Source organism: Streptomyces tendae, from assembly GCF_014650435.1.
In the GTDB taxonomy this organism is placed as follows: Bacteria; Actinomycetota; Actinomycetes; order Streptomycetales; family Streptomycetaceae; genus Streptomyces; species Streptomyces tendae.
On sequence record NZ_BMUY01000001.1, the window covers coordinates 359964 to 386256 of the forward strand.

General features: G+C 73.6%; 20 protein-coding genes. 11 read left to right on the forward strand and 9 right to left on the reverse strand.

Annotated elements, in window-relative coordinates:
• The first annotated feature begins 390 nt into the window (after positions 1-390).
• Positions 391-1575 carry an ADP-forming succinate--CoA ligase subunit beta gene (gene sucC / locus IE258_RS01725; protein WP_159323939.1) on the forward strand — a complete coding sequence of 395 codons (1185 nt, stop codon included), beginning with the start codon at positions 391-393 and terminating at the stop codon, positions 1573-1575.
• A 28-nt stretch (positions 1576-1603) separates the two neighbouring features.
• Positions 1604-2488 (forward strand): succinate--CoA ligase subunit alpha, encoded by an 885-nt coding sequence (gene sucD / locus IE258_RS01730; RefSeq protein ID WP_003974163.1) that lies wholly within the window; start codon positions 1604-1606, stop codon positions 2486-2488.
• A 114-nt stretch (positions 2489-2602) separates the two neighbouring features.
• Here the strand turns inward: sucD and IE258_RS01735 are convergent, their stop codons facing one another.
• Positions 2603-3775: a helix-turn-helix domain-containing protein gene (locus IE258_RS01735; protein WP_189737939.1), complete on the reverse strand. Its 1173-nt coding sequence runs from the start codon at positions 3773-3775 to the stop codon at positions 2603-2605.
• Positions 3776-3871: 96 nt separating this feature from the next.
• On the opposite strand from IE258_RS01735, the gene IE258_RS01740 reads away from it, so the two are divergent.
• Positions 3872-5584, forward strand: a complete 1713-nt coding sequence (locus tag IE258_RS01740; RefSeq protein WP_189737942.1) for a cell division protein PerM — start codon at positions 3872-3874, stop codon at positions 5582-5584.
• Between the two features lie 135 nt (positions 5585-5719).
• Here the strand turns inward: IE258_RS01740 and IE258_RS01745 are convergent, their stop codons facing one another.
• On the reverse strand, positions 5720-6520 hold the full coding sequence (locus tag IE258_RS01745; protein ID WP_189737945.1) for a hypothetical protein: 801 nt from the start codon (positions 6518-6520) through the stop codon (positions 5720-5722).
• A 312-nt stretch (positions 6521-6832) separates the two neighbouring features.
• Between IE258_RS01745 and purN the strand changes: the two genes are divergently transcribed.
• Complete coding sequence (gene purN, locus IE258_RS01750; RefSeq protein WP_189737949.1) at positions 6833-7480, forward strand: phosphoribosylglycinamide formyltransferase; 648 nt, start codon at positions 6833-6835, stop codon at positions 7478-7480.
• Positions 7477-9048 (forward strand): bifunctional phosphoribosylaminoimidazolecarboxamide formyltransferase/IMP cyclohydrolase, encoded by a 1572-nt coding sequence (gene purH, locus IE258_RS01755; protein ID WP_189737952.1) that lies wholly within the window; start codon positions 7477-7479, stop codon positions 9046-9048. The genes purN and purH overlap by 4 nt, the downstream gene beginning before the upstream one ends.
• Positions 9049-9177: 129 nt before the next feature.
• On the opposite strand, the gene IE258_RS01760 is transcribed toward purH, so the two are convergent.
• The 4 genes from IE258_RS01760 to IE258_RS41675 form a co-directional block, all read right to left on the reverse strand.
• On the reverse strand, positions 9178-10539 hold the full coding sequence (locus IE258_RS01760) for a protein kinase domain-containing protein (protein WP_189737955.1): 1362 nt from the start codon (positions 10537-10539) through the stop codon (positions 9178-9180).
• A complete protein-coding gene (locus IE258_RS01765) occupies positions 10536-11279 on the reverse strand; it encodes an FHA domain-containing protein (RefSeq protein WP_189737959.1) in 744 nt (247 codons plus the stop codon). The genes IE258_RS01760 and IE258_RS01765 overlap by 4 nt, the downstream gene beginning before the upstream one ends.
• Positions 11280-11503: 224 nt before the next feature.
• Positions 11504-11974 carry a hypothetical protein gene (locus tag IE258_RS01770; RefSeq protein WP_189737962.1) on the reverse strand — a complete coding sequence of 157 codons (471 nt, stop codon included), beginning with the start codon at positions 11972-11974 and terminating at the stop codon, positions 11504-11506.
• Positions 11975-12176: 202 nt separating this feature from the next.
• Positions 12177-15518: an ALF repeat-containing protein gene (locus tag IE258_RS41675; RefSeq protein WP_268256312.1), complete on the reverse strand. Its 3342-nt coding sequence runs from the start codon at positions 15516-15518 to the stop codon at positions 12177-12179.
• 156 nt (positions 15519-15674) lie between these two features.
• Between IE258_RS41675 and IE258_RS01780 the strand changes: the two genes are divergently transcribed.
• Entirely contained in the window at positions 15675-16154 is a 480-nt protein-coding gene (locus IE258_RS01780; RefSeq protein WP_229891901.1) for a hypothetical protein, read from the forward strand.
• 29 nt (positions 16155-16183) lie between these two features.
• Positions 16184-18313: an FG-GAP-like repeat-containing protein gene (locus tag IE258_RS01785; protein ID WP_189737969.1), complete on the forward strand. Its 2130-nt coding sequence runs from the start codon at positions 16184-16186 to the stop codon at positions 18311-18313.
• Between the two features lie 43 nt (positions 18314-18356).
• Here the strand turns inward: IE258_RS01785 and IE258_RS01790 are convergent, their stop codons facing one another.
• The 3 genes from IE258_RS01790 to IE258_RS01800 form a co-directional block, all read right to left on the reverse strand.
• A complete protein-coding gene (locus IE258_RS01790) occupies positions 18357-19949 on the reverse strand; it encodes a serine/threonine protein kinase (RefSeq protein WP_189737972.1) in 1593 nt (530 codons plus the stop codon).
• A complete protein-coding gene (locus IE258_RS01795; protein ID WP_189737975.1) occupies positions 19946-20692 on the reverse strand; it encodes an FHA domain-containing protein in 747 nt (248 codons plus the stop codon). The genes IE258_RS01790 and IE258_RS01795 overlap by 4 nt, the downstream gene beginning before the upstream one ends.
• Positions 20693-20837: 145 nt before the next feature.
• Entirely contained in the window at positions 20838-21416 is a 579-nt protein-coding gene (locus tag IE258_RS01800; RefSeq protein ID WP_189737978.1) for a hypothetical protein, read from the reverse strand.
• A gap of 318 nt (positions 21417-21734) precedes the next feature.
• Here IE258_RS01800 and IE258_RS01805 point away from each other — a divergent pair, with 318 nt between their 5' ends.
• The 4 genes from IE258_RS01805 (at position 21735) to IE258_RS01820 (ending at position 26259) form a co-directional block, all read left to right on the forward strand.
• A complete protein-coding gene (locus tag IE258_RS01805) occupies positions 21735-22589 on the forward strand; it encodes a bifunctional methylenetetrahydrofolate dehydrogenase/methenyltetrahydrofolate cyclohydrolase (RefSeq protein ID WP_003974148.1) in 855 nt (284 codons plus the stop codon).
• The gene (locus tag IE258_RS01810; protein WP_189737982.1) at positions 22579-23124 is read left to right on the forward strand and encodes a DUF3017 domain-containing protein; all 546 of its coding nucleotides are present in this window, start codon (positions 22579-22581) and stop codon (positions 23122-23124) included. Before IE258_RS01805 ends, IE258_RS01810 begins: the two co-directional genes overlap by 11 nt.
• A 408-nt stretch (positions 23125-23532) precedes the next feature.
• Positions 23533-24891 (forward strand): helix-turn-helix domain-containing protein, encoded by a 1359-nt coding sequence (locus IE258_RS01815; RefSeq protein ID WP_229891902.1) that lies wholly within the window; start codon positions 23533-23535, stop codon positions 24889-24891.
• 378 nt (positions 24892-25269) lie between these two features.
• Positions 25270-26259 carry a malate dehydrogenase gene (locus IE258_RS01820; protein ID WP_189737988.1) on the forward strand — a complete coding sequence of 330 codons (990 nt, stop codon included), beginning with the start codon at positions 25270-25272 and terminating at the stop codon, positions 26257-26259.
• Positions 26260-26293: the final 34 nt, after the last annotated feature.

Genomic DNA, 26293 nt, shown 5'->3' on the forward strand with positions numbered 1-26293 from the left:
TCCGGGCCGGATGGTCCCCATTGGGGTGGGGATCATCCGGCCCGCACCCCGGCGAACCGCTCCCGTGCGGCCGCCCGGGGAGCCCACGGGCCTCACCGGGTCATACCCCAGCCCGGTGAGGCCCTCCACCGGCGCTCGGGACTCCTGTGTCCGGCTCACACGCGGCACCGCGTGCCAGTGAGCGCGGCATCATGTGACAGGCATCACCGCTCAGGTGTGACCCACGATTTAGAGACCCCCCGCAAGCGGCGATAACCTGCGAGACGGACATGCCGCGCGCTCGGACACCGTGTGCGCCCCCCTTGTGACTCACAGCGGACGTCACGTTGCCCTTCGCGGCACGCCCACGCATCCAACGAACCGCGAGATCACTGATAGGGACGGAAGCGCGTGGACCTGTTCGAGTACCAGGCGAGGGACCTCTTCGCCAAGCACGATGTACCGGTGCTGGCCGGTGAAGTCATCGACACGCCTGAGGCGGCGCGCGCGATCACCGAGGGTCTGGGCGGCAAGTCCGTCGTCAAGGCTCAGGTGAAGGTCGGTGGCCGCGGCAAGGCCGGCGGCGTGAAGCTCGCCGCCTCGGCGGACGAGGCCGTCGCCCGCGCGACGGACATCCTCGGCATGGACATCAAGGGCCACACGGTCCACAAGGTGATGATCGCCGAGACGGCCCCCGAGATCGTCGAGGAGTACTACGTCTCCTTCCTCCTCGACCGTGCCAACCGCACCTTCCTCTCCATCGCCTCCGTCGAGGGCGGCATGGAGATCGAGGAGGTGGCGGCCACCCGCCCGGAGGCCGTCGCCAAGACCCCGATCGACGCGATCGACGGCGTGACGCCCGAGAAGGCGCGCGAGATCGTCGAGGCCGCGAAGTTCCCGGCCGAGGTCGCCGACAAGGTCGCCGACATCCTGGTCAAGCTGTGGGACACCTTCATCAAGGAGGACGCCCTCCTGGTCGAGGTCAACCCGCTGGCCAAGGTCGTCTCCGGGGACGTCATCGCCCTGGACGGCAAGGTGTCGCTGGACGACAACGCCGAGTTCCGTCACCCCGACTTCGAGGCCCTCCACGACAAGGCCGCGGCCAACCCGCTCGAGGCCGCCGCCAAGGAGAAGAACCTCAACTACGTCAAGCTCGACGGCGAGGTCGGCATCATCGGCAACGGCGCGGGTCTCGTCATGAGCACCCTGGACGTCGTCGCGTACGCCGGTGAGGCGCACGGCAACGTCAAGCCCGCCAACTTCCTGGACATCGGTGGCGGCGCCTCCGCCCAGGTCATGGCGAACGGCCTGGAGATCATCCTCGGCGACCCGGACGTCCGCTCCGTGTTCGTCAACGTCTTCGGCGGCATCACCGCCTGCGACGAGGTCGCCAACGGCATCGTCCAGGCGCTGAAGCTCCTGGAGGACCGCGGCGAGAAGGTCGAGAAGCCGCTCGTCGTCCGTCTCGACGGCAACAACGCCGAGCTGGGCCGCAAGATCCTCACCGACGCCAACCACCCGCTGGTCCAGCGCGTCGACACCATGGACGGCGCGGCCGACAAGGCCGCCGAGCTGGCTCACGCCGCCGCCAAGTAAGCACTCAGGACGAGGACACCAACACACCATGGCTATCTGGCTCAACAAGGACAGCAAGGTCATCGTCCAGGGCATGACCGGCGCCACCGGCATGAAGCACACCAAGCTCATGCTGGGTGACGGCACCGAGGTCGTGGGCGGCGTGAACCCGCGCAAGGCGGGCACCTCCGTGGACTTCGACGGCAACGAGGTACCGGTCTTCGGCACCGTCAAGGAGGCCATCGAGAAGACCGGCGCCAACGTCTCCGTCATCTTCGTGCCGGAGAAGTTCACCAAGGACGCCGTCGTCGAGGCCATCGACGCCGAGATCCCGCTGGCCGTCGTGATCACCGAGGGCATCGCCGTGCACGACTCGGCCGCCTTCTGGTCGTACGCCGGCAAGAAGGGCAACAAGACCCGGATCATCGGCCCGAACTGCCCCGGCATCATCACCCCGGGCCAGTCCAACGTCGGCATCATCCCGGGCGACATCACCAAGCCGGGCCGCATCGGCCTGGTCTCGAAGTCGGGCACGCTGACGTACCAGATGATGTACGAGCTGCGTGACATCGGCTTCTCGACCGCCGTCGGCATCGGTGGCGACCCGATCATCGGCACCACGCACATCGACGCGCTCGCCGCGTTCGAGGCCGACCCCGAGACCGACCTGATCGTCATGATCGGCGAGATCGGCGGCGACGCCGAGGAGCGTGCGGCCGAGTACATCTCGAAGAACGTGACCAAGCCGGTCGTCGGCTACGTCGCGGGCTTCACCGCGCCCGAGGGCAAGACCATGGGCCACGCCGGCGCCATCGTCTCCGGTTCGTCCGGCACCGCCCAGGCGAAGAAGGAGGCCCTGGAGGCCGCCGGCGTCAAGGTCGGCAAGACGCCGACCGAGACGGCGAAGCTCGCCCGCGCCATCCTGGCCGGCTGACACCGCCTCGCGCGAAGTCCCGGCGCCCGCGCCACACCGAGTGGCCCGCTCCCTGCTCCCAGGGGGCGGGCCACTCGGCGTTCCGGACGCCGGGACCGCCCGGGCCAGGACACCTCATTCGAGCCTCGGGCTCAGCCGTTCCGGCCCGTCCTGCACCTGGTCCCGCAGCTTCTGCCGCAGCTCCAGCTCCTCGTCCGACAGTGCGCCCGGGGCCACCCGCTGCGGCACGCCGCGCACCGCCTGCCCGGGGGAGACGGGCGGTTCGTAGTGCGTGGGCGCGGTGCGCACGGTCAGGGCCGTCGTCCCGATGAGGGCGACCGTGAACGCGATCGCGGCCCGGGTCCGCAGTCGCGCCCGCCGTTCGCCGCCCCTGCGCACGGTCGGCGGTTCGGCTGCCCGCAGCCGCTCGTTCGACGCCAGCTCGGCCAGCCTCCGGTGCAGTACCTGCGGGTCGGCCAGCGCGGGCAGCCGTCCTGCGACGGCCTCGCGGGCGCGCAGCAGCCGGTTCGCCGTCGCCGGGGTGCTCGCCTCCGTCTCCGCCGCCGTCTCGGGCAGGTCCAGGCCCACACCGTCGTACAGCACGAGCGTGCGGCGGTGCCGCGGGGGGAGCCTGAGCAGGGTGTTCAGCAGCGTGCGGTCGCCGGGATCGGCGGGCGGCGGCTCCGGGTGCCGGTGACGCGGGCGCAGCCGCTGCCAGGGCGAGAGCGCGTACTCGTACGCCGTCGCCCGCACCCAGCCCACCGGGTCCCGGTCTCGGGCCACCTCGGGCCAGTGCTCCCAGGCGGCCTGGAAGGCCCGCTCCACCGACTCGCGCGCCTGCTCGCGCCGGCCGGTCAGCAGGAAGGTCTGCCGTACGAGGGCGGGGGCGCTGAACGCGTAGAGCGCGTCGAATGCCTGAGCGGGCGTCAGCGCGACGGGCTCGGGCGCCGCAACGGGCTGCGGCTGCGGCTGCGGCTGGGGTTGTGGCTGCGGCTCCGGCTGCGGCTCGGGCTTCGCGTCCGGCTCCGGCTCCGGCTGGGGCTGGGGCTTCGCCTCCGGCTCAAGTTTCGGCTCCGGCTCCGGCTCCGGCGCTTGTACCGTCTCCTCCTCGGCCAGCGTCTTCAGCAACTTCGCGTACGCCTCCCGCTTCCGGCCTCGCGGAGTCGTGCGGCCGCTCTCCCACGCACGGACCGTCGCGGGCGTGACGCCCACCCGGTCGGCGAGCTGAGTCTGTGTCAGGGCGGCGGTCTCACGCAGGCGTCGGCGGGCCTTGGGAGGGGGGAGCGGGGTCGCGGGACTGCGTGTCACAGGGCACCCCTTCGTACGAAAAAGTACATAAGCATATATTGAGCGACACAACGGTGCTTCGCCCGTTACACCGCGAAAGCGCGTGTCGTTGGGAGCATGGCGGGCGTGATCCAGACGACCGCTCGACCAGCCCCGCTCTCCCTGTTGCGCGCCCGCTGGCGGGACCGGTCGCCCGGGCTGGCCGCCGGGCTGCTCGGCGGAGTGGTCGCGGCGGTGCTGGGGCTCGCGGCGTGCGCCGCGCTCGTGACGCTGCTGTGGATCAGTTCGCCGTACCCCGACAGCGGGCCCGGGGGCGCCCTCCACGTCGCCGCCGCGCTGTGGGTGCTGGCCCACGGTGCCGAACTGGTGCGCGCCGACACGCTCTCCGGCACGCCCGCTCCCGTCGGCGTCACCCCGTTGCTGTTCCTGCTCCTGCCGGTGTGGCTGCTGCACCGCGCCGCCCGGGACGCCACGGACCCCGGGGACGGTGTGGGCGTGGCCGTGGGCGCGGCTCCCAAGGCGGGGTCCGGGGCACGCCCCGCTTGGCTGGCGGGTGCCCCGGACGCCGGGCCGCCGCCGGTCTCCGCGCGCGTGGCCTGGACGGGGGTCGTCCTCGGCTACCTCGCCGTCGCCGGGCCCGTCGTCCTGTACGCGCAGGGCGGCGCGCTGCGGCCCGCTGCGTGGTGGGCGGCGGTGTGTCTGCCGCTGGTCGCCATGGGAGCGGCGGGCGCCGGTGTGTGGACGGCGTTCGGCCGGCCGGGCGGGCCCGTGGGACGGGCGCTGCGCGTGCTGCCGCGCAAGCTGCGGGAGCTGATGGTGGAGCCGGACGCGCGCCTGGGCGCCGCGACGCGCGCCGCGGGCGCCGGTGCGGCGGTACTCGTCGGAGGCGGCGCGCTGCTGCTCGCGGTCTCCCTCGTATGGCACTCGGCCGCCGCGGGGGAGGCGTTCCTGCGGCTGACGGAGGGGTGGTCGGGGAGGTTCGCCGTCCTGCTGCTCTGTCTGACGCTGGTGCCGAACGCGGCGGTGTGGGCGGCGGTGTACGCCCTCGGCCCCGGCTTCGTCCTGGGGGCCGGGCATGTCGTGGCGCCGACCGCTTCCGCTCCCGCGGCGCTGCTGCCGCCGTTCCCGCTGCTGGCGGCGGTGCCGGACGCGGGGCCCGGTACGCCGCTGCACTGGTCGGCCGGGGCGGTGCCGCTGGTGGCGGGGGCGGTGGTGGGGTGGTTCACGGCGCGGGCGGCCTGCGCGGGCGCACCGGGCGCACCGGGCGCACCGGATGGGCCGGGCGCACTGGGTGCACCGGACGCGCCGGGGGCGGGCCCGGCCGCCGGGGTGTGGTCGTGGCGGCGGACCGCTGCCGCCGCTTTCGTGGCCGCCGTCCTGTGCGCGGTACTCGTCGCCCTGCTGGCCGCGTTCGCCGGCGGACCGCTGGGGAGCGCCGCGCTCGCCCGGTTCGGGCCGGTGTGGTGGCAGGCCGGGGGAGCGACGCTGGCGTGGATCGGGATGGTGGCCGTTCCGGTGGCCGTGGTGGCGCGGGCGTGGCGGTGCCGGGGCGCTGCCGCGCGGGAGACGGTGGTGGAGGTCGCCGGGGCCCAGGAGGCGGCCGACGGGGGTGCGCGGCCGGGCCGGTGGGCGCGGGTCCCGGTGCCGTCCGTGGGGCGGTGGTGGAGGCGGGACACGAAGGGCGCGGAGGGCGCGAAGGGCGCGAAGGCGGAGGCCGGGGCGGACGCAGACGCGGTGCCGTTCGGGTTGTACGACGACGACGGCGGCGGGTCGGGCTATGACCTGTTGCCGGTCGACGGGACTGCGGAGCCGCCTCGCGGTGGGGGGTGACGGTGGGCGCCGGGTGCCGACGGAGCCTTTTCGCCCCCGCCGCCCCTTCCCTTTCCCGTCCCTGGGGGCCGTGCCCCCAGACCCCCCTTCGGCCTGGACGGCCTCGTCCTCAAACGCCGGACGGGCTGGAAGAGCTCAGTCCTCCGAGCCCAGGAGCGGGCGGAGCTGCTCCGGCAGGTGGCGCTCGCAGGACTGTTCCGCCGCGTTGGTCAGGGCGTCCTCGCGGCAGGTGTAGTAGTCGCTGTAGATCAACTGGGCGCCGAAGGACGCGGCGACCAGGAGGATGGCCAGGGACGACGTGACCAGGCCGCTGATCGCGGCGGTGCGTTGCGGGCGGCCCGTCTGCTGCTCGGGCGGGGCCGGGGTGTCCGGGTCGGAGGAGGCGGTGCGCGGCTTGGCGCGCAGCGCGCTGATGCCCCAGTACAGGGCGAGGGCGCCGAGCAGCAGGGCCACGTACGGCCAGGTGAAGAGGGCGAAGAACAGGGCCCACATGCCGCTCAGCAGGGCGTACCGGGCACGCCGCTGGGCGGGGTCCGTCGGGTCCCAGCGCGGGCCGGGGCCGCCGCTCTGGCCCTCGGGACCACCCGAACCGCCGGGTCGCTCACCGAAGCCGCCTGGGGACCGGCCGGGCTGCCGGTCGCTCCACTGGCCGCCCCACGGGGAACGCCCGCCCTCGCCCTGGGAGCCGGACGAGCCCCGGGAGTCACCGTCGCCCGACGGGTGCCGCGGCTGCCAGGGGCGGTCCGGCGTGCCCTCGGGCGGGGGCGCGAACGGGTTGTCCTGGTCGGAGGAGCCGTCCTGCCCGCCGCCGTTCTGCCGGTCCGAGGGCGTGTCGGGCGGTGACGAGGGGCGCTCCCGCAGCAACACGGTGCTGCGCTCCCCTGGCTGCGCCGACTGCTGGGGGAGCGTGAGCAGTCGCAGGCTGCGGTCCGGCATCAACTGAGCGTCTTCCCCTTGGCGACGATGAACGGGCGGCTGGTGGAACGGGTGAGCTGGTGAAGCGGCGAACAGGTCGGTACGTCTGGTGAACGCCCGACGCACAGGCCGCGTTCCCGCACCGGCTCCACGCAGACGCTACCTTCCGGCCACGCCCCCGTCCCGAGGGGGCCGTCCGGTGTGCCGGTATCGTTGCTGACGGTCGGCCGCTTCGTAGACTTCCCCGTATCCGGGGACGCGAAGCATTCGTACGACCGTACAAACAGATCCGACCGTACAAAGTGATTCGCTTTCCCGAGAAAGGCCCCCACCGTGGCCGCCAAGCCCGTGGACCGGCGAGCCAAGCGCCTCGTCGTGCTGGTCTCCGGATCCGGCACCAACCTCCAGGCACTCCTCGACGAGATCGCCTCCACCGGCGCCGACGCCTACGGGGCCGAGATCGTGGCCGTCGGAGCCGACCGCGACGGCATCGAAGGGCTCGCCCGCGCCGAGCGTGCCGGGGTGGCGACCTTCGTACGGAAGGTCAAGGACTACGGCACCCGTGAGGAGTGGGACGCGGCGCTCGCCGAGGCCGTCGCCGCCCACGAGCCGGACCTCGTCGTCTCGGCCGGGTTCATGAAGATCGTGGGGAAGGAGTTCCTCGCGCGGTTCGGCGGGCGGTTCGTCAACACCCACCCCGCCCTCCTCCCCAGTTTCCCGGGGGCCCACGGTGTGCGGGACGCGCTCGCGTACGGCGCCAGGGTCACCGGCTGCACCGTCCACTTCGTCGACGACGGCGTCGACACCGGGCCGATCATCGCGCAGGGCGTGGTGGAGGTCCGGGACGAGGACTACGAAGACGAAGGTGCCGCTCTGCACGAGCGCATCAAGGAAGTCGAGCGAAGGCTGCTCGTCGATGTCGTGGGGCGGCTCGCCCGCAACGGCTATCGCATTGAGGGACGAAAGGTAGTTATCCAGTGACCGCCACCGCCGGAAGCAACAAGCGGGCCATCCGTCGCGCACTCGTCAGCGTCTACGACAAGACCGGGCTGGAAGAGCTCGCGCGCGGGCTGCACGAGGCCGGCGTCGAGCTGGTCTCCACCGGGTCCACCGCCGGGCGGATCGCCGCCGCCGGTGTCCCCGTCACCAAGGTCGAGGAGCTGACCGGCTTCCCCGAGTGCCTGGACGGCCGGGTCAAGACCCTGCACCCCAAGGTGCACGCCGGCATCCTCGCCGACCTGCGTCTGGAGAGCCACCGGCAGCAGCTCGACGAGCTGGGCGTGGCGCCGTTCGACCTGGTCGTGAGCAACCTCTACCCGTTCCGCGAGACCGTCGCCTCGGGCGCCACCCCGGACGAGTGCGTCGAGCAGATCGACATCGGCGGCCCCTCGATGGTGCGCGCCGCCGCCAAGAACCACCCGTCGGTCGCCATCGTCACCAGCCCCGCCCGGTACGCCGACGTGCTCTCGGCGGTCAAGGACGGCGGCTTCGACCTGGCCGCCCGCAAGCGCCTGGCCGCCGAGGCCTTCCAGCACACCGCCGCGTACGACGTGGCCGTCGCCTCCTGGTTCGCCGCCGAGTACGCCCCCGTCGACGAGTCCGGCTTCCCCGACTTCCTCGGCGCCACCTACGAGCGCGCCCACACCCTGCGCTACGGCGAGAACCCGCACCAGCCCGCCGCGCTCTACACCTCCCCCGAGGGCGGTGGCCTCGCACAGGCCGAGCAGCTGCACGGCAAGGAGATGTCGTACAACAACTACACGGACACGGACGCCGCCCGCCGTGCCGCGTACGACCACGCCGAGCCCTGCGTCGCGATCATCAAGCACGCCAACCCGTGCGGCATCGCGGTCGGCGCCGACGTCGCCGATGCGCACCGCAAGGCGCACGACTGCGACCCGCTGTCCGCGTTCGGCGGCGTGATCGCGGTCAACCGGCCGGTGTCCAAGGAGATGGCCGAGCGGGTCGCCGAGATCTTCACCGAGGTCATCGTCGCGCCGGACTACGAGGACGGCGCGCTCGAAGCCCTCACCAAGAAGAAGAACATCCGCGTGCTGCGCGCCCCCGAGGCGCCCACCGCCCCGGTCGAGGTCAAGCCCATCGACGGCGGTGCCCTCCTCCAGGTCACCGACCGCCTCCAGGCCGAGGGCGACGACCCGGCCACCTGGACCCTCGCGACCGGCGAGGCCCTCTCCGAGGCGGAGCTGGCCGAGCTGGCCTTCGCCTGGAAGGCGTGCCGGGCCGTCAAGTCCAACGCGATCCTCCTCGCCAAGGACGGTGCCTCCGTCGGCGTCGGCATGGGCCAGGTCAACCGGGTCGACTCCGCGAAGCTCGCGGTGGAGCGGGCCGGCGCCGAGCGCGCGCAGGGGGCGTACGCCGCCTCCGACGCGTTCTTCCCCTTCCCGGACGGCCTGGAGATCCTCACCGCGGCCGGTGTGAAGGCCGTGGTCCAGCCCGGCGGCTCGGTCCGCGACGAGCTGGTCGTCGAGGCGGCGAAGAAGGCCGGCGTGACGATGTACTTCACGGGGACGCGGCACTTCTTCCACTGAGCGGCGGTACATGCGGGGCCGCCCGCCGGCAGTGCCCGCCACCGCTGCTGAGTCGCCCCGTTGCCACGCCCACCCCGCGGCCCGTCCTCCCTCAGGGAGAGGACGGGCCGCGGCGCTGCCCCGAGGCCGTCACCGAGACTCCTCGCTCTTGCGCAACGCCCGCCACGTCGCCGGGCCCACCATGCCGTCCGCGTCCAGGCCCGCCCGCTGCTGGAAGGTGACGACCGCGCCCTGGGTCTTCGGGCCGAAGTCGCCGTCCACCTCGCCCACCTCCTCGATGCCGTGGAGGTGGCGGAGCAGGCACTGCAACTCCCTGACCTGGCTGCCGCCGTCTCCCCGCTTGATGGTGAAGTCCCAGGTGCCGCTGTGGCCCGCCATGTAGCCGGCGCCGTGCGCGGCGTCCTCGTACACCACGGGCTTCTCGCAGGTGGGAGGCGCCGCGGCAGCCGGGGCCGGTTCCCAGGGGGCGGTGTAGGCGAGGCTCACCGCAGCCGCGATCGCCGCCGTGACCGCCGCCGACAGGACGGGCCGCCGCCACCGGCGGGGGCGCAGCCTCGGCAGCCGTGCCGACCGGGAGGCCCCCGTCGCCTCCTCCACCCGGCGCAGCAGCACGGCGGTATCGGTGGCGCGTTCCGCGTGGGTCGGGGCCAGGCAGTCCCGCAGGATGTCCCGCCAGGCGTCGGGCAGGGCGGGGGACAGGCGCAGTTCCTCACGGCCTCGGGCGTAGCGCATCGCGGCGTCGGAGCGTGTCTCCGAGGTGCCGCCGGGCAGCGGGAAGGCACCGGTGAGGACGACGTGCGCGAGGACGCCGAAGGCCCACACGTCGGCCGACGGGCGGATGCGGGTGCCGCGTTCGTCGACCTCGGGCCACAGGAGTTCGGGCGGGGTGTAGTCCGGGGTGGCGAAGGCGGGCGTGTAGGCGTGGGTGCCCTCCAGCTCGGCGGCCATGTTGAAGTCGGCGAGGCGGACCGAACCGTCCGCCATCAGCAGCACGTTGGCCGGCTTCAGGTCGCCGTGCACCCAGCCCGCGTGGTGCAGCTGGTGCAGGCCCTCGCAGATCTGGGCCAGCAGGGCCGGCCCGGACTCCGGGACCGGCGTCCGCGCCAGTACGGCGTCCAGGGAACCCTCGGCCCGCTCCAGGACGAGGACGGTCGCGCCGTCCAGCTCGGGACGGTCCGGATCGTCGACCGTCAGCGCGTCGTACATCCGGATGAGGCGGGGCGCCCGCAGCCGCCGCAGCACCTGCACCTCGCGTTCGGCCAGGTCGCGCAGGTGGTGCAGCTGGCGCGGGGTGCGGGTGCCGGTGGGCAGGAACTTCAGTGCCGCCCGGCGCGGCGGTTCGCCGCCGTCGGACGTGCCCGGCACGCCGGACGCGTCGCGGACCGCCTCGTAGACGGTGGCGAACGCGCCGGAGGCGACCGGCTCGCCCACCTCCCACGGCCCGACCCGGTATCCCTTCGGCACCGGGACCGCGTACGGCCGCCCGGTCACCGCTTCGCCCCGCTCGGGACCGGCGCGAGCACCACGAGGTCGTCCTCGCGGACCAGGTCGAAGCGGAGGGCGAGGGAGGCCAGCGACTCCTTCTTGCCGTGGGTGCGCCGGCCCGCCTCCGCGGTCTCCGGGCCGGGTCTCAGCCGCAGTTTGACGGCGAGGTAGTCGATGTTCCAGTACACGGCGGAGCGGCTGACCTTGGGCCAGCTGGGCCGCAGCCGCTCCACGATCTCCTCGACCGCGGGCAGCGGCGCCCGGGGTTCACCGCGCAGGCGGCGCTCGCACAGGGCGGCCAGCACCGCGAAGTACCGTTTGGTACGGTCCAGCGCGAACGCCGGTACGGTGCCGGTCCCCTCCAGTCCCCGGCGCTCGACGCTGCGGAAGGCGTGCCGCGGTGCCCAGACGTCGAAGCTGAGCAGGTCCCCGGCGGCGGGCAGGGTCACGCGCGACAGCTCGAACGGCACGGGTGCCTCCACGCGGCCCGGCGCGACCTTGATGTGCTCGCCGGCCCCCTCCGGGTTCTCCACCACGTAGGTCTGGTCCTCGCTGAGGTTGCTCAGCAGCCAGAACGTCCGGTGTGCGGTGATCTCCCCGGCGACCCGTGGCACGCCCTCGTGCGCGATGGTGAGTCCGCCGCTGCCGGACTCCGCCCGGCCGAACTCGACGCGGTCCCCGGTGCCGATCCTCAGTTGTTCCGCGACGCTGCCGCACGACGGCGGTACGACGATGACGCTGTACATGGAGTCGTCCCCCTCCCCCGATTCCCCTCGGGGTCAACTTTCCCCAGTCCAACAGGGGGCAGCGTACGAGGAGCGGGCGAGGGTCACCCAAGGGTTCGGGCCCTTCGGCGGGTCGGTGACGTCGGAGACGTCGGAACGGCGAAAGGGCGGCCCCCGGTCCCCTCCGCGGAGGAGACCGAGGGCCGCCGTAGACCGGGACGGACAAGCCGGCCCGGAAGGGCGGATCAGCAGGGGCGCAGCGACCAGATCGGGTCCCAGGCCGCCGTGCCCGCGTCGTAGGCCCTCGACGTCCAGCGGACGCTGCCGTCCTTGTTGAAGAACTTGGCGACCGTGCCCGGCGTCTGGTTGTTGGTGAAGGGTCCGTCGCCGGTCCAGTTGGTGAGGTTCCACGTCTGGCACTTGTAGAAGTCGAACTTCGTGCCCTTGACGATCATGCACAGGTGGCCGTAGCCGCAGGCCAGGTCCCGGGCGCCCAGGGTCTTGGGCGCGTCCGTCACGGTCAGGCCCCGGTACTCGACCGCGTCCGCGGTCACGCGCAGGGGCTTCGGGCTGTCGGCCAGCACCTGTTCGGCCTTCTGCTGGAGGCCGGTCACCCGGGTGCCGTCCGGGTCGTCGGCGGCCGTGGCCGCGACCGTGGAGCCGGCGGCGAGGGCCGTGGCCGCGACGAGGAGTGCTGCGGGCTTGATGAGGTTCATCGTTGTTCCCCCGTGAACGTCGGTGTGTCTTCCCGCCGAAGCGGTGTGCCCACACCGTGCCCCCGGACGGCCGCGGGGCGGAACCTCGCAATTCCCAGGGTCACTTCTCGCCGCGCGGCGGGTACGTCTGGAGGCGGTGAGCGACGCGGCGGCGCAGTCGCGGTACTCCGGGGCAGCCCGCCCACGTCGCTCACCCCGCCTGCTACCAGGTGAGCCAGCCGATGGCCGAGTCGATCACCCCGCCGGTGAACTCGGACACCTTGGCGCCGACCTCGTCCGCGAAGCCGAACTTCTTGAACATCGCGCCCTTGCCCATGAAGATCCCGCCGACCAGGAACTGACCCAGCGAGGTCTTGAACTCGCTGCTGTCCCAGCCGTACCCGACCCCGTTGAGGACGGCGCTCGTGGCGGACAGGGCGAGTCCCGCCAGTCCGAGCCCCAGACCGATGGCCTGACCGCCCGGGATGAGGGAGGCCACCGTGCCCGCGGTGCCCAGGATGGTGGCCCAGTGGCTGGTGACGCTCGCCCAGTCCTTGGGGTCCTCGACGTCCTCGGGCCACAGGCCCCAGTCCACGTAGAAGGGCGTGTCCTGGTCGCCGCTCTGCGCGGGGTCCGTGCCGTTCTGCTCGTTCTCGGCCGCCTCCTGGGCCGCCCGCAGCGCCTCGGCCTCCAACTCGGCCTGCCGCAGCGCCGCCGCGGTTTCCTGGGCCTGGCTGGCGGCGTCGGCCGCGGCCTGCGCGTCCTGGCCCGCCTGATCGGCGGACGCCTGCGCCCGGGCGGCGGAACTCTGGGCGCCGGCCGCGTCGCTCACCGCCTGCTGCGCCGCGGCCGTCGCCCGCCGCATCGAATAGTTGGCGCTGCGGGCCGCGCCGCGTGCCACCGACGCGGCCTGCTTCGCGCTCGCGGCCGACCGGGCGGCGTCCGCGGCCGACTGGTCGGCGGCGTCCGCGTTCGCCAGCGCCTGCTCGGCGGAGTCCGCCGCGTCCTCGGCGTACCCCTTGGCCTTCGCCGCCCACTCGGTCGCCTCTTGCGCCGCCTTGCGGGCCTCGGCCGCGGCCTTGGAGGCCAGGGCGGCGTCCCGCAGCGCCTGCGCGGCGATCTTCGCCGCGTGGGCGATCGCGGCCCGTACGGCGGCGACATGGGTGGCGTGGTCGTGGTCGAGGCGGGCAATGGCGAACTGGTCGTGGACGACGAAGTTCCGCCGCATCCGGGCGGGGCCCTCGAGCGCGACCCGGGCCGCCGACTCCAGGTAGGGGCCGGCGGAGCCGACGAGGCGGAGGATCGCGACCCGGTCGTCCTCCTTGACCGCCTGGGGCAGCTCGACGGTGAGGAACCGGTGCAGGGCGGTGGCGCTTCCGTCGTCGAGCGCGGCCTGCGCCTTCGCGCGGACGGCGGCGCCGGGGTCGTCGTTCAGCACGCGCAGCACGGCGACGCGGTGCTCGGCCTGGGCCGCAACGACGGCCCCGGTGCTCAGGAAGTCGGCCGCGGCGTCCGGATCGTCGCTGGTCAGGGCGGTGTGTGCGGCGGTGGCGACGGCTGCCGCGGACACCTTGGCGACGGCGGCCACCGTCTCCCGGTCGTCCTGCCGCCGGGCCAGGGAACGGTCGGCGTCGACCCAGTTCAGGACGGACTCGTCCCCGCCCGCCAGCGCGTACTCCGCGGCCTCCCGGGTCCAGGTACCGGTCGAGTCCAGGAGCGCGACCGCCGCTCTGCGGCCCGACGCGAGGGCCGTCGCGACGTCCCCGTCGCGCAGCGCGGCCTCGGCGGCCGCGATCAGGTCCTTGGTCTCCGATGCCGTCTTGTCGGCCTGGGTGCGCTCCCTGTTGGCCCGCTCGGCCTCCTCGATCTCGGCCTGCGCGTACAGCCGGGCCTCCGCGATGCCCAGCTCGGTGTCCTGGGCGATGAGCGCGGTCTCCGCCGCGCGGGCGGCCTGCTCCACCTCCTGCGCCTCCCGCACCGCGTTCGAGGCGGTCGTCGCCGCCTCCAGCGCCGCCGCGGCATGGGCCGTGGACCGCTTGGCGTATTCGATCGCCTTGCCGGCGTTCGCCGCCGCCTCCTCGGCCGCATCTGCGGCGGCCTCGGCGTGGTCGGCGGCGCTGTTCGCGGCGTCGCGGGCCACCCGGGCGGCGGCCGCGGCGCGGTTGGCCAGCGTCTGGGCGGTGCTTGCGGCGCGGGTGGCCCGCGCGGCCGCCGCGTCCGCCTCGGCCGCCGCCTGCCGGGCCCTGGCGGCCTGGGACTGAGCGACGCCCGCGGAGTCGGCGGCGTCGGCGGCGGCATTGGCGGCCGCGGCGGCGTTGGTGGCCGCGCTCGCGGCGGCGTCTCCGGCGGCGGAGGCCTCCGCGGAGGCGACGGCGGCCTGGTCCGCGGCCGCGGCGGCGGTGCGCGCCCGCCCCGCGGCGGCCCGGGCGGTCTCGGCGGCCGCACGGGCGGCACCGGCCTTGGAGGCGTCGGCCGAGGCGGCGATGGCGGCGTGATAGGCGCGGGAGGCGGCGTTCCCGGCCGAGGCCGCCGCGGCGGCGGCGGCCTGTGCGGCCCGGGCGGCGCGGCCCGAGGCGTCCTGCGCCGTACGGGACGCGGCGATCGCCGTGTTGGCCGCGTTCGCGGCGCCGCGCGCCGCACTCGCCGCGGCGTTCGCGGCCTTCGCCGACCTGGCCACGTCCTCCTTGGCCGCCCGCGCCTCCTCGGCCGCCTTCAACGCGGCGGCCTTGGCCTTCGCCGCGGCCTCCTTCGCCTGCGCCGAGGCGGCGACGGCCTGGTCCGTGCGGAGCCGGGCCCGCCGACCCTCGCGCTCCACGACGGCGACCAACTGGTCGATCGTCGCCGCCTCCTCGTCCCGGGCCCGGGCGATGTACTGGCCGGAGACCAGGAACCGGGTGATCGCCTCGGGCGAGCCGTCGTCCAGGGCCCGCCCGGCGTACTTCTTCACCTCCGGGGAGGCGGTGCCCAGCATTCCGAGGACGGCGACCCGGTCGTCCTCCTGCTGCGCGGTGTACTGAGTCTCCGTCAGGAAGGTGCGCAGCGCCTTCCAGGTACCCGTCCCCAGCGCCTTGCCGGCCTCCCGCCGCACGGCGGCACCGCCGTGGTTCATTACGGTGAGGACCGACACCCGCAGGTCTTCCAGGACGGGCGTCTCGTAGCCGCCCCCCAGGAAGGCGGACACGGCGTCGTCCCCGGTGGCCAGCGCCGTGTCGGCGCCGGCCCGGGTGGCCCGGCCCGCGTGGGCGAGGCTGGAGATGACCGCGAGGCGGTTGTCCTCGGCCCGGGCGAGCGGCAGCCGGCCGGTGAGGAAGTCGGACACGGCGGCCGGGGTGCCGGCGGCCAGCGCGGCGGTCGCGGCCTCGCGCACCGCACGCCCGCCGATCTTGTACGCCCATACGGCCCGGCCCCGTTCGGTGTCGGGCAGGCCGTTGTAGGTGCCCTCCGGGTCGGCGGCCCGGGCGGGGGCGGCGGTGCTCAGGGCGAGGGCGGCGGGCAGGGCGGGGGCGGCGGCGACTCCCGCGAGCGACGCCAGTAAGCGGCGTCTGCTCCACAGTGAAGGCGGCAAGGCGAAGGTCCTTCCGTGCGGATCCGGGCATGGGCGTCGCACGGTAACCACCGGTGCCAGGAGGAACATCCTGGAACTTTCGAGGGTGGTGGGGAGCGGGTTCGTTGATACGTCTTGAGCCGTCATGTCCGTCAACTCCCTTGCAAAGGAGCTGTTGTGAGACGCTGGGTGCCTTTGGGCCTCGGTGCCGCGGTCACCGCCGCGGTCGCCGCCGCATCGATGCTGTTCACGCCCGCCCCGCAGGCCGCCGCCGACGACGTACCGCCGGTCGCCGTCGAGGACTTCGCCTACCCGGACGCCGACCGGATCCACGAGGACACCGGCATCCGGCTGATCAGCGGCGACGGCCACATCCTGCTCGCCGAATGCGGCCCCGCCGGCCTGATCGAGGTCTGGGCGCGCGGCAGGGACGACCGGTTCTGCCTGTCCGTGCGGGGCGCCTCCGGTCGACTCGCGCTGGAGGTGCCGCAGGTCTACGGCATCAAGGGCAACGACTACCGGATCGTCGCCGACATGACCGTGGACGGCGCCGAGACCTCCTACGACATCACCCCGAACAGCTGGACCGCCGTCGGCGAGACCGCCGACCCCGAGGGCCGCGACCACACCCTCGTGGAACTGCACGCCGCCAAGTAGGCCACGACCGTTCCACCGAGAGGGATTCCATGCTCACCGCCCCGCGCCGCCCCGGCCGCCTCAGACTCGGCCTCTCCCTGCTCGCCGCCTGCGCCGTCCTGGCCGCGCCGGTCCCCGCCGCGCACGCCGTGGCCGGCGGCACCCCCACCCCCGACGGCACCCACTCCTTCGCCGCCCACCTCGACATCGGCGACGGCAAGCGGTCCTGCTCCGCCGCCCTCGTCGCCGCCGAGTGGCTGGTCACCGCCGCCTCGTGCTTCGCCGCCGACCCGCAGTCCGGCACCGGCCCGGCGGCCGGCAAGCCCGCGCTGAAGACCGTCGCCACCATCGGCCGCACCGACCCGACCGGCACCGGCGGCCACGTCGCCGAGGTCACGCAGATCGTGCCGCGGGCCGGCCGCGACCTGGCCTTCGCCCGCCTCGCCTCACCGGCGACCGGCATCACCCCGGTGAAACTCGCGGCCGGCGCCCCGGCCGCCGGCGACACGCTGACCGTCCTCGGCTACGGCCGCACCAGCACCGCATGGGTGCCCGACCGCCTCAACGAGGCCGACTTCACCCTGGACGCGGTCACCGCCGACACCCTGGCCATGACCGGCAAGACCGACGACGACGCCGTCTGCAAGGGCGACACCGGCGGGCCGGTCCTGCGCCGCGCCGACGACGGGACGTACACACTCGTCGCGGTCAACTCCCGTTCCTGGCAAGGGGGATGCCTCGGCAGCACGGAGACCCGCCGCGGCGCCGTCGCCGCCCGCGCCGACGGCTCACCGGGCGGCGCGACCCTCACCGCCGGGCAGACGCTGCGCTCCGGCGACTCACTGCTGTCGAACGCCGCCAAGGTCACCATGGGCACCGACGGCGACCTGACCGTGTCGTCCAACGCCGGAAAGACGCTCTGGTCCTCCGGGACCGCCGGGCACGCGGGTGCCACCGCCTCCCTGAGCGAGGCCGGGAACCTCTCGGTGAAGTCGCCCGACGGCGCCGTCCTGTGGGAGTCGAAGACCTCCGCGTCCGGCGGCCAGGTGCTGCTCCAGGACCGCGGCAACATGGTCGTGCGGACCGCCTCCGGCGAGAACGTCTGGTCCAGCAACACGGTCGTGCGGGGCGACCACGACGGCGACGGCCGCTCCGACGTCACCACCTGGTACGACTACTCCGACGGACGGGACGCCGCCTTCCGCTTCCCCACCGGGACGGACGGCTCCTTCAAGGCACCCGTCCGCTCCTGGGAGGCCCCCGCAGGCAGTTGGACCGCGTCCAGGGCGAAGCTGCTGCGCGGCGACTACAACGGCGACGGCCTGTCCGACCTCGCCGCCGCCTACGACTACTCCGACGGCACCATGGGCATGTGGACCTGGCTCGCCGAGCGGGACGGCGAGTACGGCACGCCCTTCCGCTCCTGGCGGTCCGTGGACGACAACTGGACCTACGCCCGGTCCACCCTCGTCAGCGGCGACTTCGACGGCGACGGCAGGGACGACATCGCCGCCTGGTACGACTACGCCGCCGGACACGACCGGCTCTTCACCTTCCGGTCCGACGAGACCGGCCACTTCACCGCGCCCACCGCGTCCCTCACCCTCGCGGAAGGCAAGTGGACGGCCGCCGCCGCCAAGCTGGTCACCGGCGACTACGACGGCAACGGCCGCGACGACATCGGCATCTTCTACAACTACGACAGCGGACTCGCCCGCACGTACACCTACCTCTCCACTCCGTCGGGCGGCTTCGCCTCCGGGGTCAAGGGCTGGGAGGGCGCGACCTGGGGCTCCCGCGCCCGGACCTCCGTCTACTCCGGCGACTTCGACGGAGACGGCCGCGACGACCTCGCCACCTGGTACGACTACAGCGACGGCACGGACGGAGCGCACACCTGGCTGTCCGACGCCGAGGGCGTTCTCGGCACCCACAAGGAGTCCGTGCGGTTCGCGGCCGGCAAACTCACCCGCACCGCCATGAAGATCGCCGCCGGTGACTTCGACGGCGACGGCCGGGACGACCTGGGCTTCATGCACGGGTACGGCAACGGCACCGTGCGGATGTGGACCATCCCCGCCCTGAGCGACGGAACCTTCGGCGGGTACACCGGAGGCTGGGCGTCCACCGGGTCGTCCTGGAGCTTCTCCGCCGTCACGGTGGCGGAGCGGTACACCTGACGGCACGCCCCCGGCGCGGAGCGGTACCTGGAACTTCCCAGGGTCACTTCCCGCCGGAAGGCGTGTACTCCTTGAGGTGGTGAGCGACGCGGTCGGCGTAGTCGCGGTACTTCGGGGGAACACCGCCCGCGTCGTTCACCTTCCGGTACGACGTCCGGTACGCGACGGCGACCAGCACGCCGCGGTCGCCCCGCAGGCCGGCGTCGAGGCGGGGCGTGATCCAGCACAGGTAACGGCCCATCGCCGGAATGGACTCGGCGGGCGGGAACGGCGGCTGGGGCACGGTCTCACCCGGTGTCCCGTCCTCGTTCATCCACCAGCGCAGCACGCTCGGCGTCCAGCGGGCGATGCCGTACTCGTCCTTGGCCGGGTCGGCCAGGTCCGGGTCGAAGTCGCTCTCGACCTTCAGCATGGCCGCGATCAGGGCTGGGCTGACCTCCTCGTGACCGCAGTCGTGCGCCGTCTCCACGATCAGCAGGCGGTAGGCGGGCGGTACGTCCCGGTCGGTGCGCAGTTCGGCCGCGCCGTAGGAGGCGGCGGCCACGCTCGCGGTGCCGCCGGGGCGCGGGCCGGCGCCGGGGTCCCGGCCGTCGTCAACCCAGCGGGCGATGCCGTATCCGAGTGCGGCGAGGGTGACGAGCGCCGCGGCCGCGGCGGCCGGGACCCCGCGCCGGCGGCGTGCGCGGGGCAGCCGGAGCGAGAGCCTCGCCGTGCCACTCGTGGCCCCCGTCGCGCCTGTCACCCGGCGCAGCAGCGCGTCGGTGCCGATCCGGTCGGCGTGCGTACGGGTCAGGCACGCCCGCACGATCTCCCGCCACGGCGCGGGCAGTTCGGGGGACAGGCGCAGCTCGTGGGTGCCGCGGGCGTAGGCGACGGCCGCGTCGCGGCGGGCCGTCGCGGTGCCGCCGGGCAACGGGAAGGAACCCGTGAGCACCAGGTGGGCCAGGACGCCGAAGGCCCACACGTCGGCGGAGGGACGGATCCGGCGGCCCCGTTCGCCGATCTCGGACCACAGCAGCTCGGGTGGGGTGTAGTCGGGGGTGGCGAAGGCGGGCGTGTACGCGTGGGTGCCCTCCAGCTCCGCGGCCATGTTGAAGTCGGCGAGCCGCACCGAACCGTCCGCCATCAGCAGCACGTTGGCCGGTTTCAGGTCGCCGTGCACCCAGCCCGCCCGGTGCAGTTGCTGCAGGCCCTCGCAGACCTGCGCGAGCAGCGCGGGCCCGGCCGGCGGGCGGGGCTCGGCGGCCAGCAGGGCGGCCAGCGAGCCCTCGGCCCGCTCCAGGACGAGGACGGTGGCGCCGTCGAGCCGGGGGTGGCCGGGGTCGTCGACGGTGAGGGTCTCGTACATCCGGATCAGCCGGGGCCGCCGCAGCCGGCGCAGCAACTCGACCTCGCGCTCGACCAGGTCCCGCAGATGGGACAACTGCCGCGGGGTGCCGGTGCCGGTGGGCAGGAACTTCAGCGCGACGGTGTCCGGCAGCCCCCCGCCGCCACCCACGCCTACGGTGTCCTGCGTGCCGCCGGTGTGCCGCGCCGCGTACACGCTGCCGAAGGCGCCGGTCGCGAGCGGCTCGCGCACCTCCCAGGCGCCCACCCGGTACCCCCTGGGCACCGGGACGGCGTACGGCTCGGTCATCGCAGGGCCCGACCGGACGGTGCCGCCAGGACCACCAGGTCGTCCTCGCGGACCAGGTCGAAGCGGAGCGCCAGCGAGACCAGCGACTCCTTCTTGCCGTTCAGCCGCGGACCCGGCTCGGCGGTCTCCGGGCCCGGCTTCAGCCGCAGCTTCACGGCGAGGTAGTCGATGTTCCACTGCACCGACGTACGCGAGGCGGCCGGCCAGGACGGGCGGAGCCGCTCGACGACCTGGTCCATGGTCGGCAGTGGTGCGTGCGGCGCCCCGCGCAGCCTCGGCTCGCACAGCGCGGCCAGCACCGCGAAGTACCGCTTGGTGCGGTCCACGGAGAAGGCCGGGGCGGTCGGTTCGCCGTCGGTGCCGTCCTCGCCGCGCAGATAGTCGTGGCGCGGCGCCCACACCTCGACCGGGAGCAGGTCACCGGCGGCGGGCAGCACGATCCGCGAGAACTCGAACGGCACCGGTGCGTCCAGGCGCCCCGGCGCCACCTTGATGTGCTCGCCCGCGCCCTCCGGGTTCTCCACCACGTAGGTCTGGTGGGCGCAGAGGTTGCTCAGGGTCCAGAAGGTGCCGTGCGCCGCGATCTCACCCGCTCTGCGGGACACCCCGTCGTGCCCGATCCGCAGCCCGTCCTCGGGCACGGACCGTCCGAAGACGAGTCGTTCGCCGGGTGCGAGCCGGTACTGGGTGCGGGCGGGTTCGTCCTCCGTGGTCGGCGGAGGTACCACGATGATGCTGTACAAGGTGCGTCTCCCCGTGCCTGACGGCTACCCACGCCAGACTAGGGCGACGCACCAGGGCCGTGCCCCCCTCGTACGGGTGAGACACGGCCCTGCGTGGTGATTGGCGCGAACTGTTCAGTCGCGCGGGTACCCGGCGCCCGGGTCCTCAGTAGCGGGGACGCTTGTACCAGGCCGAGCCGTTCGAGTTCCCGACGAAGACGGCGACCAGGACGGCGAGCACCGTGTGGACCAGGCCCACGAGGATGAACGGGTACAGGCCGAGGATCGCGGTGATGATGGCGAAGATCATGGTCGTTATCCGGACGCCGTTGCCGCCGCTGCCGACCTTGATCGCCATGACGAGCGCGATCACACCCCACACCAGTGCGAACGCCACGAGACCCCACAGCATGCCGGACGAGTAGTCGGCCAGCTGCTGGAAGGCGGCGTCGTCCTTCAGCTGCTCGTCGTTCTTCGCGGCGTCCACGCTCGCGGCGCTGATGGCGAACAGGGCCACGCCGACGAGCTGGAGACCGAAGATGACCCACAGCATGACGCGGGCCGCGCTGACAGTGCCGGGCATCGAGGTCGGGGCGGCCGGGTAGCCGTAGCCCGGCGACACCGGGGGAGCCTGGGGGTAGCCGTAGCCGGGCTGGCCCTGGGGCTGCTGCTGCGGGTAGCCGTAGTTCGGCTGCTGGCCGCCCTGCGGCGGGCCGTAGGGGTTGTTCGGATCGCCGAAACTCATGGCGGGTCTTCCTCCGTCGCTGTCAAGTGCGGGGACGACGCGCGGCTCGACTCGGAGGAGATTCTTCTGGAGCGGTTCGTCCCCCCGGTACGGCCCCGCGGCACTGTGCAGCCCAATCGTTCTTGACCGAACTCTTACTTGTCCAGCCCGTTCACAAGGCGTTGTGCAAGTGCAACAACATTGATCATGAGCGGATAGGGCGGGACCTGTCCCACGACGTCCCGAAGGTTCCCGCGCGGTGCCCGCCTGCCGGCCCGAGCGGTGCCCGCATGGTGACCTGATTGGAACCGGGGGCCGGTCATCCGCGAGGATGGGGGCATGACCGCCCAGATTCTCGATGGCAAGGCCACCGCAGCCGCGATCAAGTCCGAACTGACCGCCCGCGTGGCGGCGCTGAAGGAGAGGGGTGTCACACCCGGCCTCGGCACCGTCCTGGTCGGCGACGATCCCGGCAGCCAGAAGTACGTCGCCGGCAAGCACCGCGACTGCGCCCAGGTCGGCATCGCCTCCATCCAGCGCGAACTGCCGGCCACGGCGACGCAGGAGGAGATCGAGGCGGTCGTCCGCGAGCTGAACGAGGACCCGGCCTGCACCGGCTACATCGTCCAGCTCCCGCTGCCCCGCGGCATCGACGAGAACCGCATCCTCGAACTGATGGACCCGGACAAGGACGCGGACGGCCTGCACCCGATGAACCTGGGCCGCCTCGTCCTGAACGAGCCGGCGCCGCTGCCCTGCACCCCCAACGGCATCCTCACCCTCCTGCGCCGCTACGGCGTCGAGATCAAGGGCGCCGAGGTCGTGGTCGTCGGCCGCGGTGTCACCATCGGCCGCCCGATGCCGCTGCTGCTCACCCGGCGCAGCGAGAACGCCACGGTGACCCAGTGCCACACCGGCACCCGGGACCTGGCCGCCCACCTCAAGCGCGCGGACATCGTCATCGCCGCGGCCGGTTCCCCGCACCTGGTCCGCCCCGAGGACGTCAAGCCGGGCGCGGCCGTCCTCGACGTCGGCGTCTCCCGCAACGCCGAGGGCAAGATCATGGGCGATGTGCACCCCGGCGTGGCCGAGGTGGCCGCCTGGATCTCCCCGAACCCCGGCGGCGTCGGCCCCATGACCCGGGCCCAGCTGCTCGTCAACGTGGTGGAGGCGGCGGAGCGCAGTGCCGGCTGAGGACACCAACGCCGAGCGCCCGGGCGACGCGCGGGCCGCGCAGGACCCGGCCCCGCGAGACGCACACGCCGCACGGGTCTCCGACGACCCGGACGGCATCACCGTCCGCGATCCCGTCAGCGCCCCCGACGCCAAGGGACGGCCGCGGCGCACCACGCGCCGGTTCCCGCTCTTCACCCGCGACACCGCCCGTCCCGAGGGCGGCGGCCGGGCGGCGGCCGGCGACGCCCCGGCGCCCGCCCGGCAGTGGCCGGTGCTCACGGTGGTGCTGCTGGTCGCACTCGGCCTGCTGCTGACCTCGCTCGGCGTGTTCCGCTGGGGGCTGGTCCTGGTCGGCGCCGCCTTGCTGCTCGGCGCCGTGCTCCGCTGGACGATGCCCCGCGTCGGCATGCTCGCCGTGCGCTCGCGCTTCACGGACATCGCCACCTACGGCGTCTTCGGGCTCTCCATCGCCCTGCTGGCGCTGATGGCCCAGCCGAACCCGGTGCTGGAGATCCCGTTCCTCAAGGACACGCTGCACTTCACGGTCAGCTGACGCGGCGCGTACGACGGCCCGTCCTCACCCCCGTAGGAGGACGGGCCGCCGTCGACACCAAGCCTCCTGCACGGCGAACGCCCTGTTCAACGCCTGGCAGGGCGCTGTGGCACGGAAGTGACCGTTCCGCTACTCCGCTACGTGAGTCCTTCTCGGGGGTTCCGTTCCGGTCACGGGAACGCCGATGGGACACTGGACCACGGGTCGGTGGGCGTGCGACGGTGCACGTTCGCGGCCTCTGTGCTCCTGTGCGCCCCCACCCCGGGAACTGGGATCCTGACCGGGCGCATCCCTGTGGGTAGCCAGAACCAGGTACCGCGCGGGGGGACGCCGCGCGCGGGCACCAGCGGGGGAACGACCAGCACGTCACCGGGGGAAGAGGGGGAAGCAGTGCCTCGTTGGAAGGCCTTGCCGGATGAACTCGATCCGCAGATCAGGGAGTTCACCAGCCAGCTGCGCCGGCTCGTGGACCGCAGCGAGCTGAGTGTCGCGTCGGTGGCCGACGCCACGGGCTACAGCAAGACGTCCTGGGAGCGCTATCTGAACGGCCGGCTGCTGGCGCCGAAGGGTGCCATCGTGGCCCTGGCCGAGGTGACGCGGACCAACCCGGTCCACCTGACCACCATGTGGGAGCTGGCCGAGCGCGCCTGGAGCCGCTCGGAGATGCGCCACGACATGACCATGGAGGCCATCCGGATCTCCCAGGCCCGCGCCGCGCTCGGCGAACTGGGCACGCCCGCGGCCAAGTCGGGCGGCTCCGGATCCAAGCCGGGCGGCGGCGGCAGGAACGGCAAGGGGAGCCGGACCGGCCGGCACGGCGGCGGTGCGGCCGCGGGGGTCGCCGGACCGGCGGGTGTGTCACCGACGGTCCCGGCCCAGCCGACGGCCGCCGACAGCCCCGACTCGGCGCTCGGCGCACCCCGGGACGGCGGCGGACCCGGCACCGCCGCCACGCCGTCCTCCGGCGGAGCGACCGACGGCAACTCCTGGGGCCTCGCCGGATACCGGGGCCCCGCGCCGACCGGCGACCGCGCGTCCCGTCCCGGACCCCGGACCGGCGCCGGCGAGGCCGCGAGGCCGACCGCACCCGCCGCACCGAACGGCCCCCGCCCCGGCACCGGCCCTTCGGGCACCTACGGCACTTCCGGCACGTACGGGGCTTCCGGCGCGTACGGCGAGTCGGGCGCGTACGGGGAGCCTCCGCACGGTGGGCCGCCGCACGGCGAGTCCCCGCACGGCGGCCCCCGTTCGTCCGGCCGGCCCCCGCGCGGGGGCAACAAGCGGACGGCCACCCTCGTCGCCGGTGTCGTCGGCGTCCTCGTCGTGATCGCGGGCGCCTTCTTCCTCCTGAAGGACGGCGGGGACAAGAAGAACGAGGGCACCAAACCCTCCCCGTCGCCCACCGTGAGCAGCAAGCCGAAGCTGCCGCCGGGCGTGAAGTGCAGCGGCGACGCCTGCACCGGCAAGGACCCCGAGGTCATGGGCTGCGGCGGCGACCTGGTGACCACCGGCGCGACCGCCGTCGTCGGCACGGCCGCCGTCGAGGTCCGGTACAGCAAGGTCTGCGGCGCCGCGTGGGCCCGTGTCACCCAGGCCGCCCAGGGCGACGAGGTCCAGGTGAACGCCGGCGGCGCGAACGAGCAGCGGGCGACGGTCGGTAACGCGGGCGCCACCGTCGCGTACACCATGATGGTCGCCGTGGACTCCGCGGCGGACGCCACCGCGTGCGCGACGCTGGCCTCGGGGCAGCAGGGCTGCACCAAGTAGGCGCGGTCGCGCGTGGGAGCGGGCGGGCCGACGAAGAAAGTTCGCCCGCGGCAGGCATGCTCCGCGGTGTCACGGGCACGCGAGAAGTACCCCCACGGGAGTCCGGCAACGGTATCCCCGAACGGCGGTCGCCTTCGTCCCCCCTCTCCCGGACAGGCGGCCGCCTCTTTTCTCGTGTCAATCGTGCGGTCGCGCCTCCCCGTCCCGCGCGCACGGGTGACCCGGCGGCGGCCTTGTGGGCCGGGCCACACCGACCCGGACGTGCCGGGCACCACGGGCGCGATAGCCTGACGGCTGGATCGATCTCTTGATACCAAGAGATCGATCAAACGCCCGGGGCCGGGACGCCCCACCGCCAGCTGTCATACGGAGAACGCCATGACTCGCACTCCCGTGAACGTCACCGTCACCGGCGCGGCCGGCCAGATCGGTTACGCCCTGCTCTTCCGCATCGCCTCCGGCCAGCTGCTCGGCGCGGACGTGCCGGTCAAGCTGCGCCTCCTGGAGATCACTCCGGCGCTCAAGGCCGCCGAGGGCACCGCGATGGAGCTGGACGACTGCGCGTTCCCGCTCCTCCAGGGCATCGAGATCACCGACGACCCGAACGTCGCCTTCGACGGCGCCAACGTCGCCCTCCTCGTCGGCGCCCGCCCGCGTACCAAGGGCATGGAGCGCGGTGACCTCCTGGAGGCCAACGGCGGCATCTTCAAGCCGCAGGGCAAGGCCATCAACGACCACGCCGCGGACGACATCAAGGTCCTCGTCGTCGGCAACCCGGCCAACACCAACGCCCTGATCGCCCAGGCCGCCGCTCCGGACGTACCGGCCGAGCGCTTCACCGCGATGACCCGCCTGGACCACAACCGCGCGCTGACCCAGCTCGCGAAGAAGACGGGCTCGACGGTCGCCGACATCAAGCGCCTGACCATCTGGGGCAACCACTCCGCCACCCAGTACCCGGACATCTTCCACGCCACCGTCGCCGGCAAGAACGCCGCCGAGGTCGTCAACGACGAGAAGTGGCTGGCCGACGAGTTCATCCCGACCGTCGCCAAGCGCGGCGCCGCCATCATCGAGGCCCGCGGCGCCTCCTCGGCCGCCTCCGCCGCCAACGCCGCCATTGACCACGTGTACACCTGGGTGAACGGCACCGCCGAGGGCGACTGGACCTCGATGGGCATCCCGTCGGACGGCTCCTACGGCGTCCCGGAGGGCATCATCTCCTCCTTCCCGGTCACCACGAAGGACGGCTCGTACGAGATCGTCCAGGGCCTGGACATCAACGACTTCTCCCGCGCCCGCATCGACGCCTCCGTCAAGGAGCTGTCGGAGGAGCGCGAGGCGGTCCGCGGTCTCGGCCTCATCTGAGCCCGCCCCGACGCCCGCACGGGCCCCGTTCCCG

What these genes read in the sequence shown, in the direction of transcription:
- sucD (WP_003974163.1), top strand. Translation starts at nt 1,604, where the DNA reads ATGGCTATCTGGCTCAACAAGGACAGCAAGGTCATCGTCCAGGGCATG.
- IE258_RS01740 (WP_189737942.1), top strand. Translation starts at nt 3,872, where the DNA reads ATGGCGGGCGTGATCCAGACGACCGCTCGACCAGCCCCGCTCTCCCTG.
- IE258_RS01745 (WP_189737945.1), bottom strand. Translation starts at nt 6,520, where the DNA reads ATGCCGGACCGCAGCCTGCGACTGCTCACGCTCCCCCAGCAGTCGGCG.
- IE258_RS01765 (WP_189737959.1), bottom strand. Translation starts at nt 11,279, where the DNA reads ATGTACAGCGTCATCGTCGTACCGCCGTCGTGCGGCAGCGTCGCGGAA.
- IE258_RS01770 (WP_189737962.1), bottom strand. Translation starts at nt 11,974, where the DNA reads ATGAACCTCATCAAGCCCGCAGCACTCCTCGTCGCGGCCACGGCCCTC.
- IE258_RS01785 (WP_189737969.1), top strand. Translation starts at nt 16,184, where the DNA reads ATGCTCACCGCCCCGCGCCGCCCCGGCCGCCTCAGACTCGGCCTCTCC.
- IE258_RS01790 (WP_189737972.1), bottom strand. Translation starts at nt 19,949, where the DNA reads ATGACCGAGCCGTACGCCGTCCCGGTGCCCAGGGGGTACCGGGTGGGC.
- IE258_RS01800 (WP_189737978.1), bottom strand. Translation starts at nt 21,416, where the DNA reads ATGAGTTTCGGCGATCCGAACAACCCCTACGGCCCGCCGCAGGGCGGC.
- IE258_RS01805 (WP_003974148.1), top strand. Translation starts at nt 21,735, where the DNA reads ATGACCGCCCAGATTCTCGATGGCAAGGCCACCGCAGCCGCGATCAAG.
- IE258_RS01820 (WP_189737988.1), top strand. Translation starts at nt 25,270, where the DNA reads ATGACTCGCACTCCCGTGAACGTCACCGTCACCGGCGCGGCCGGCCAG.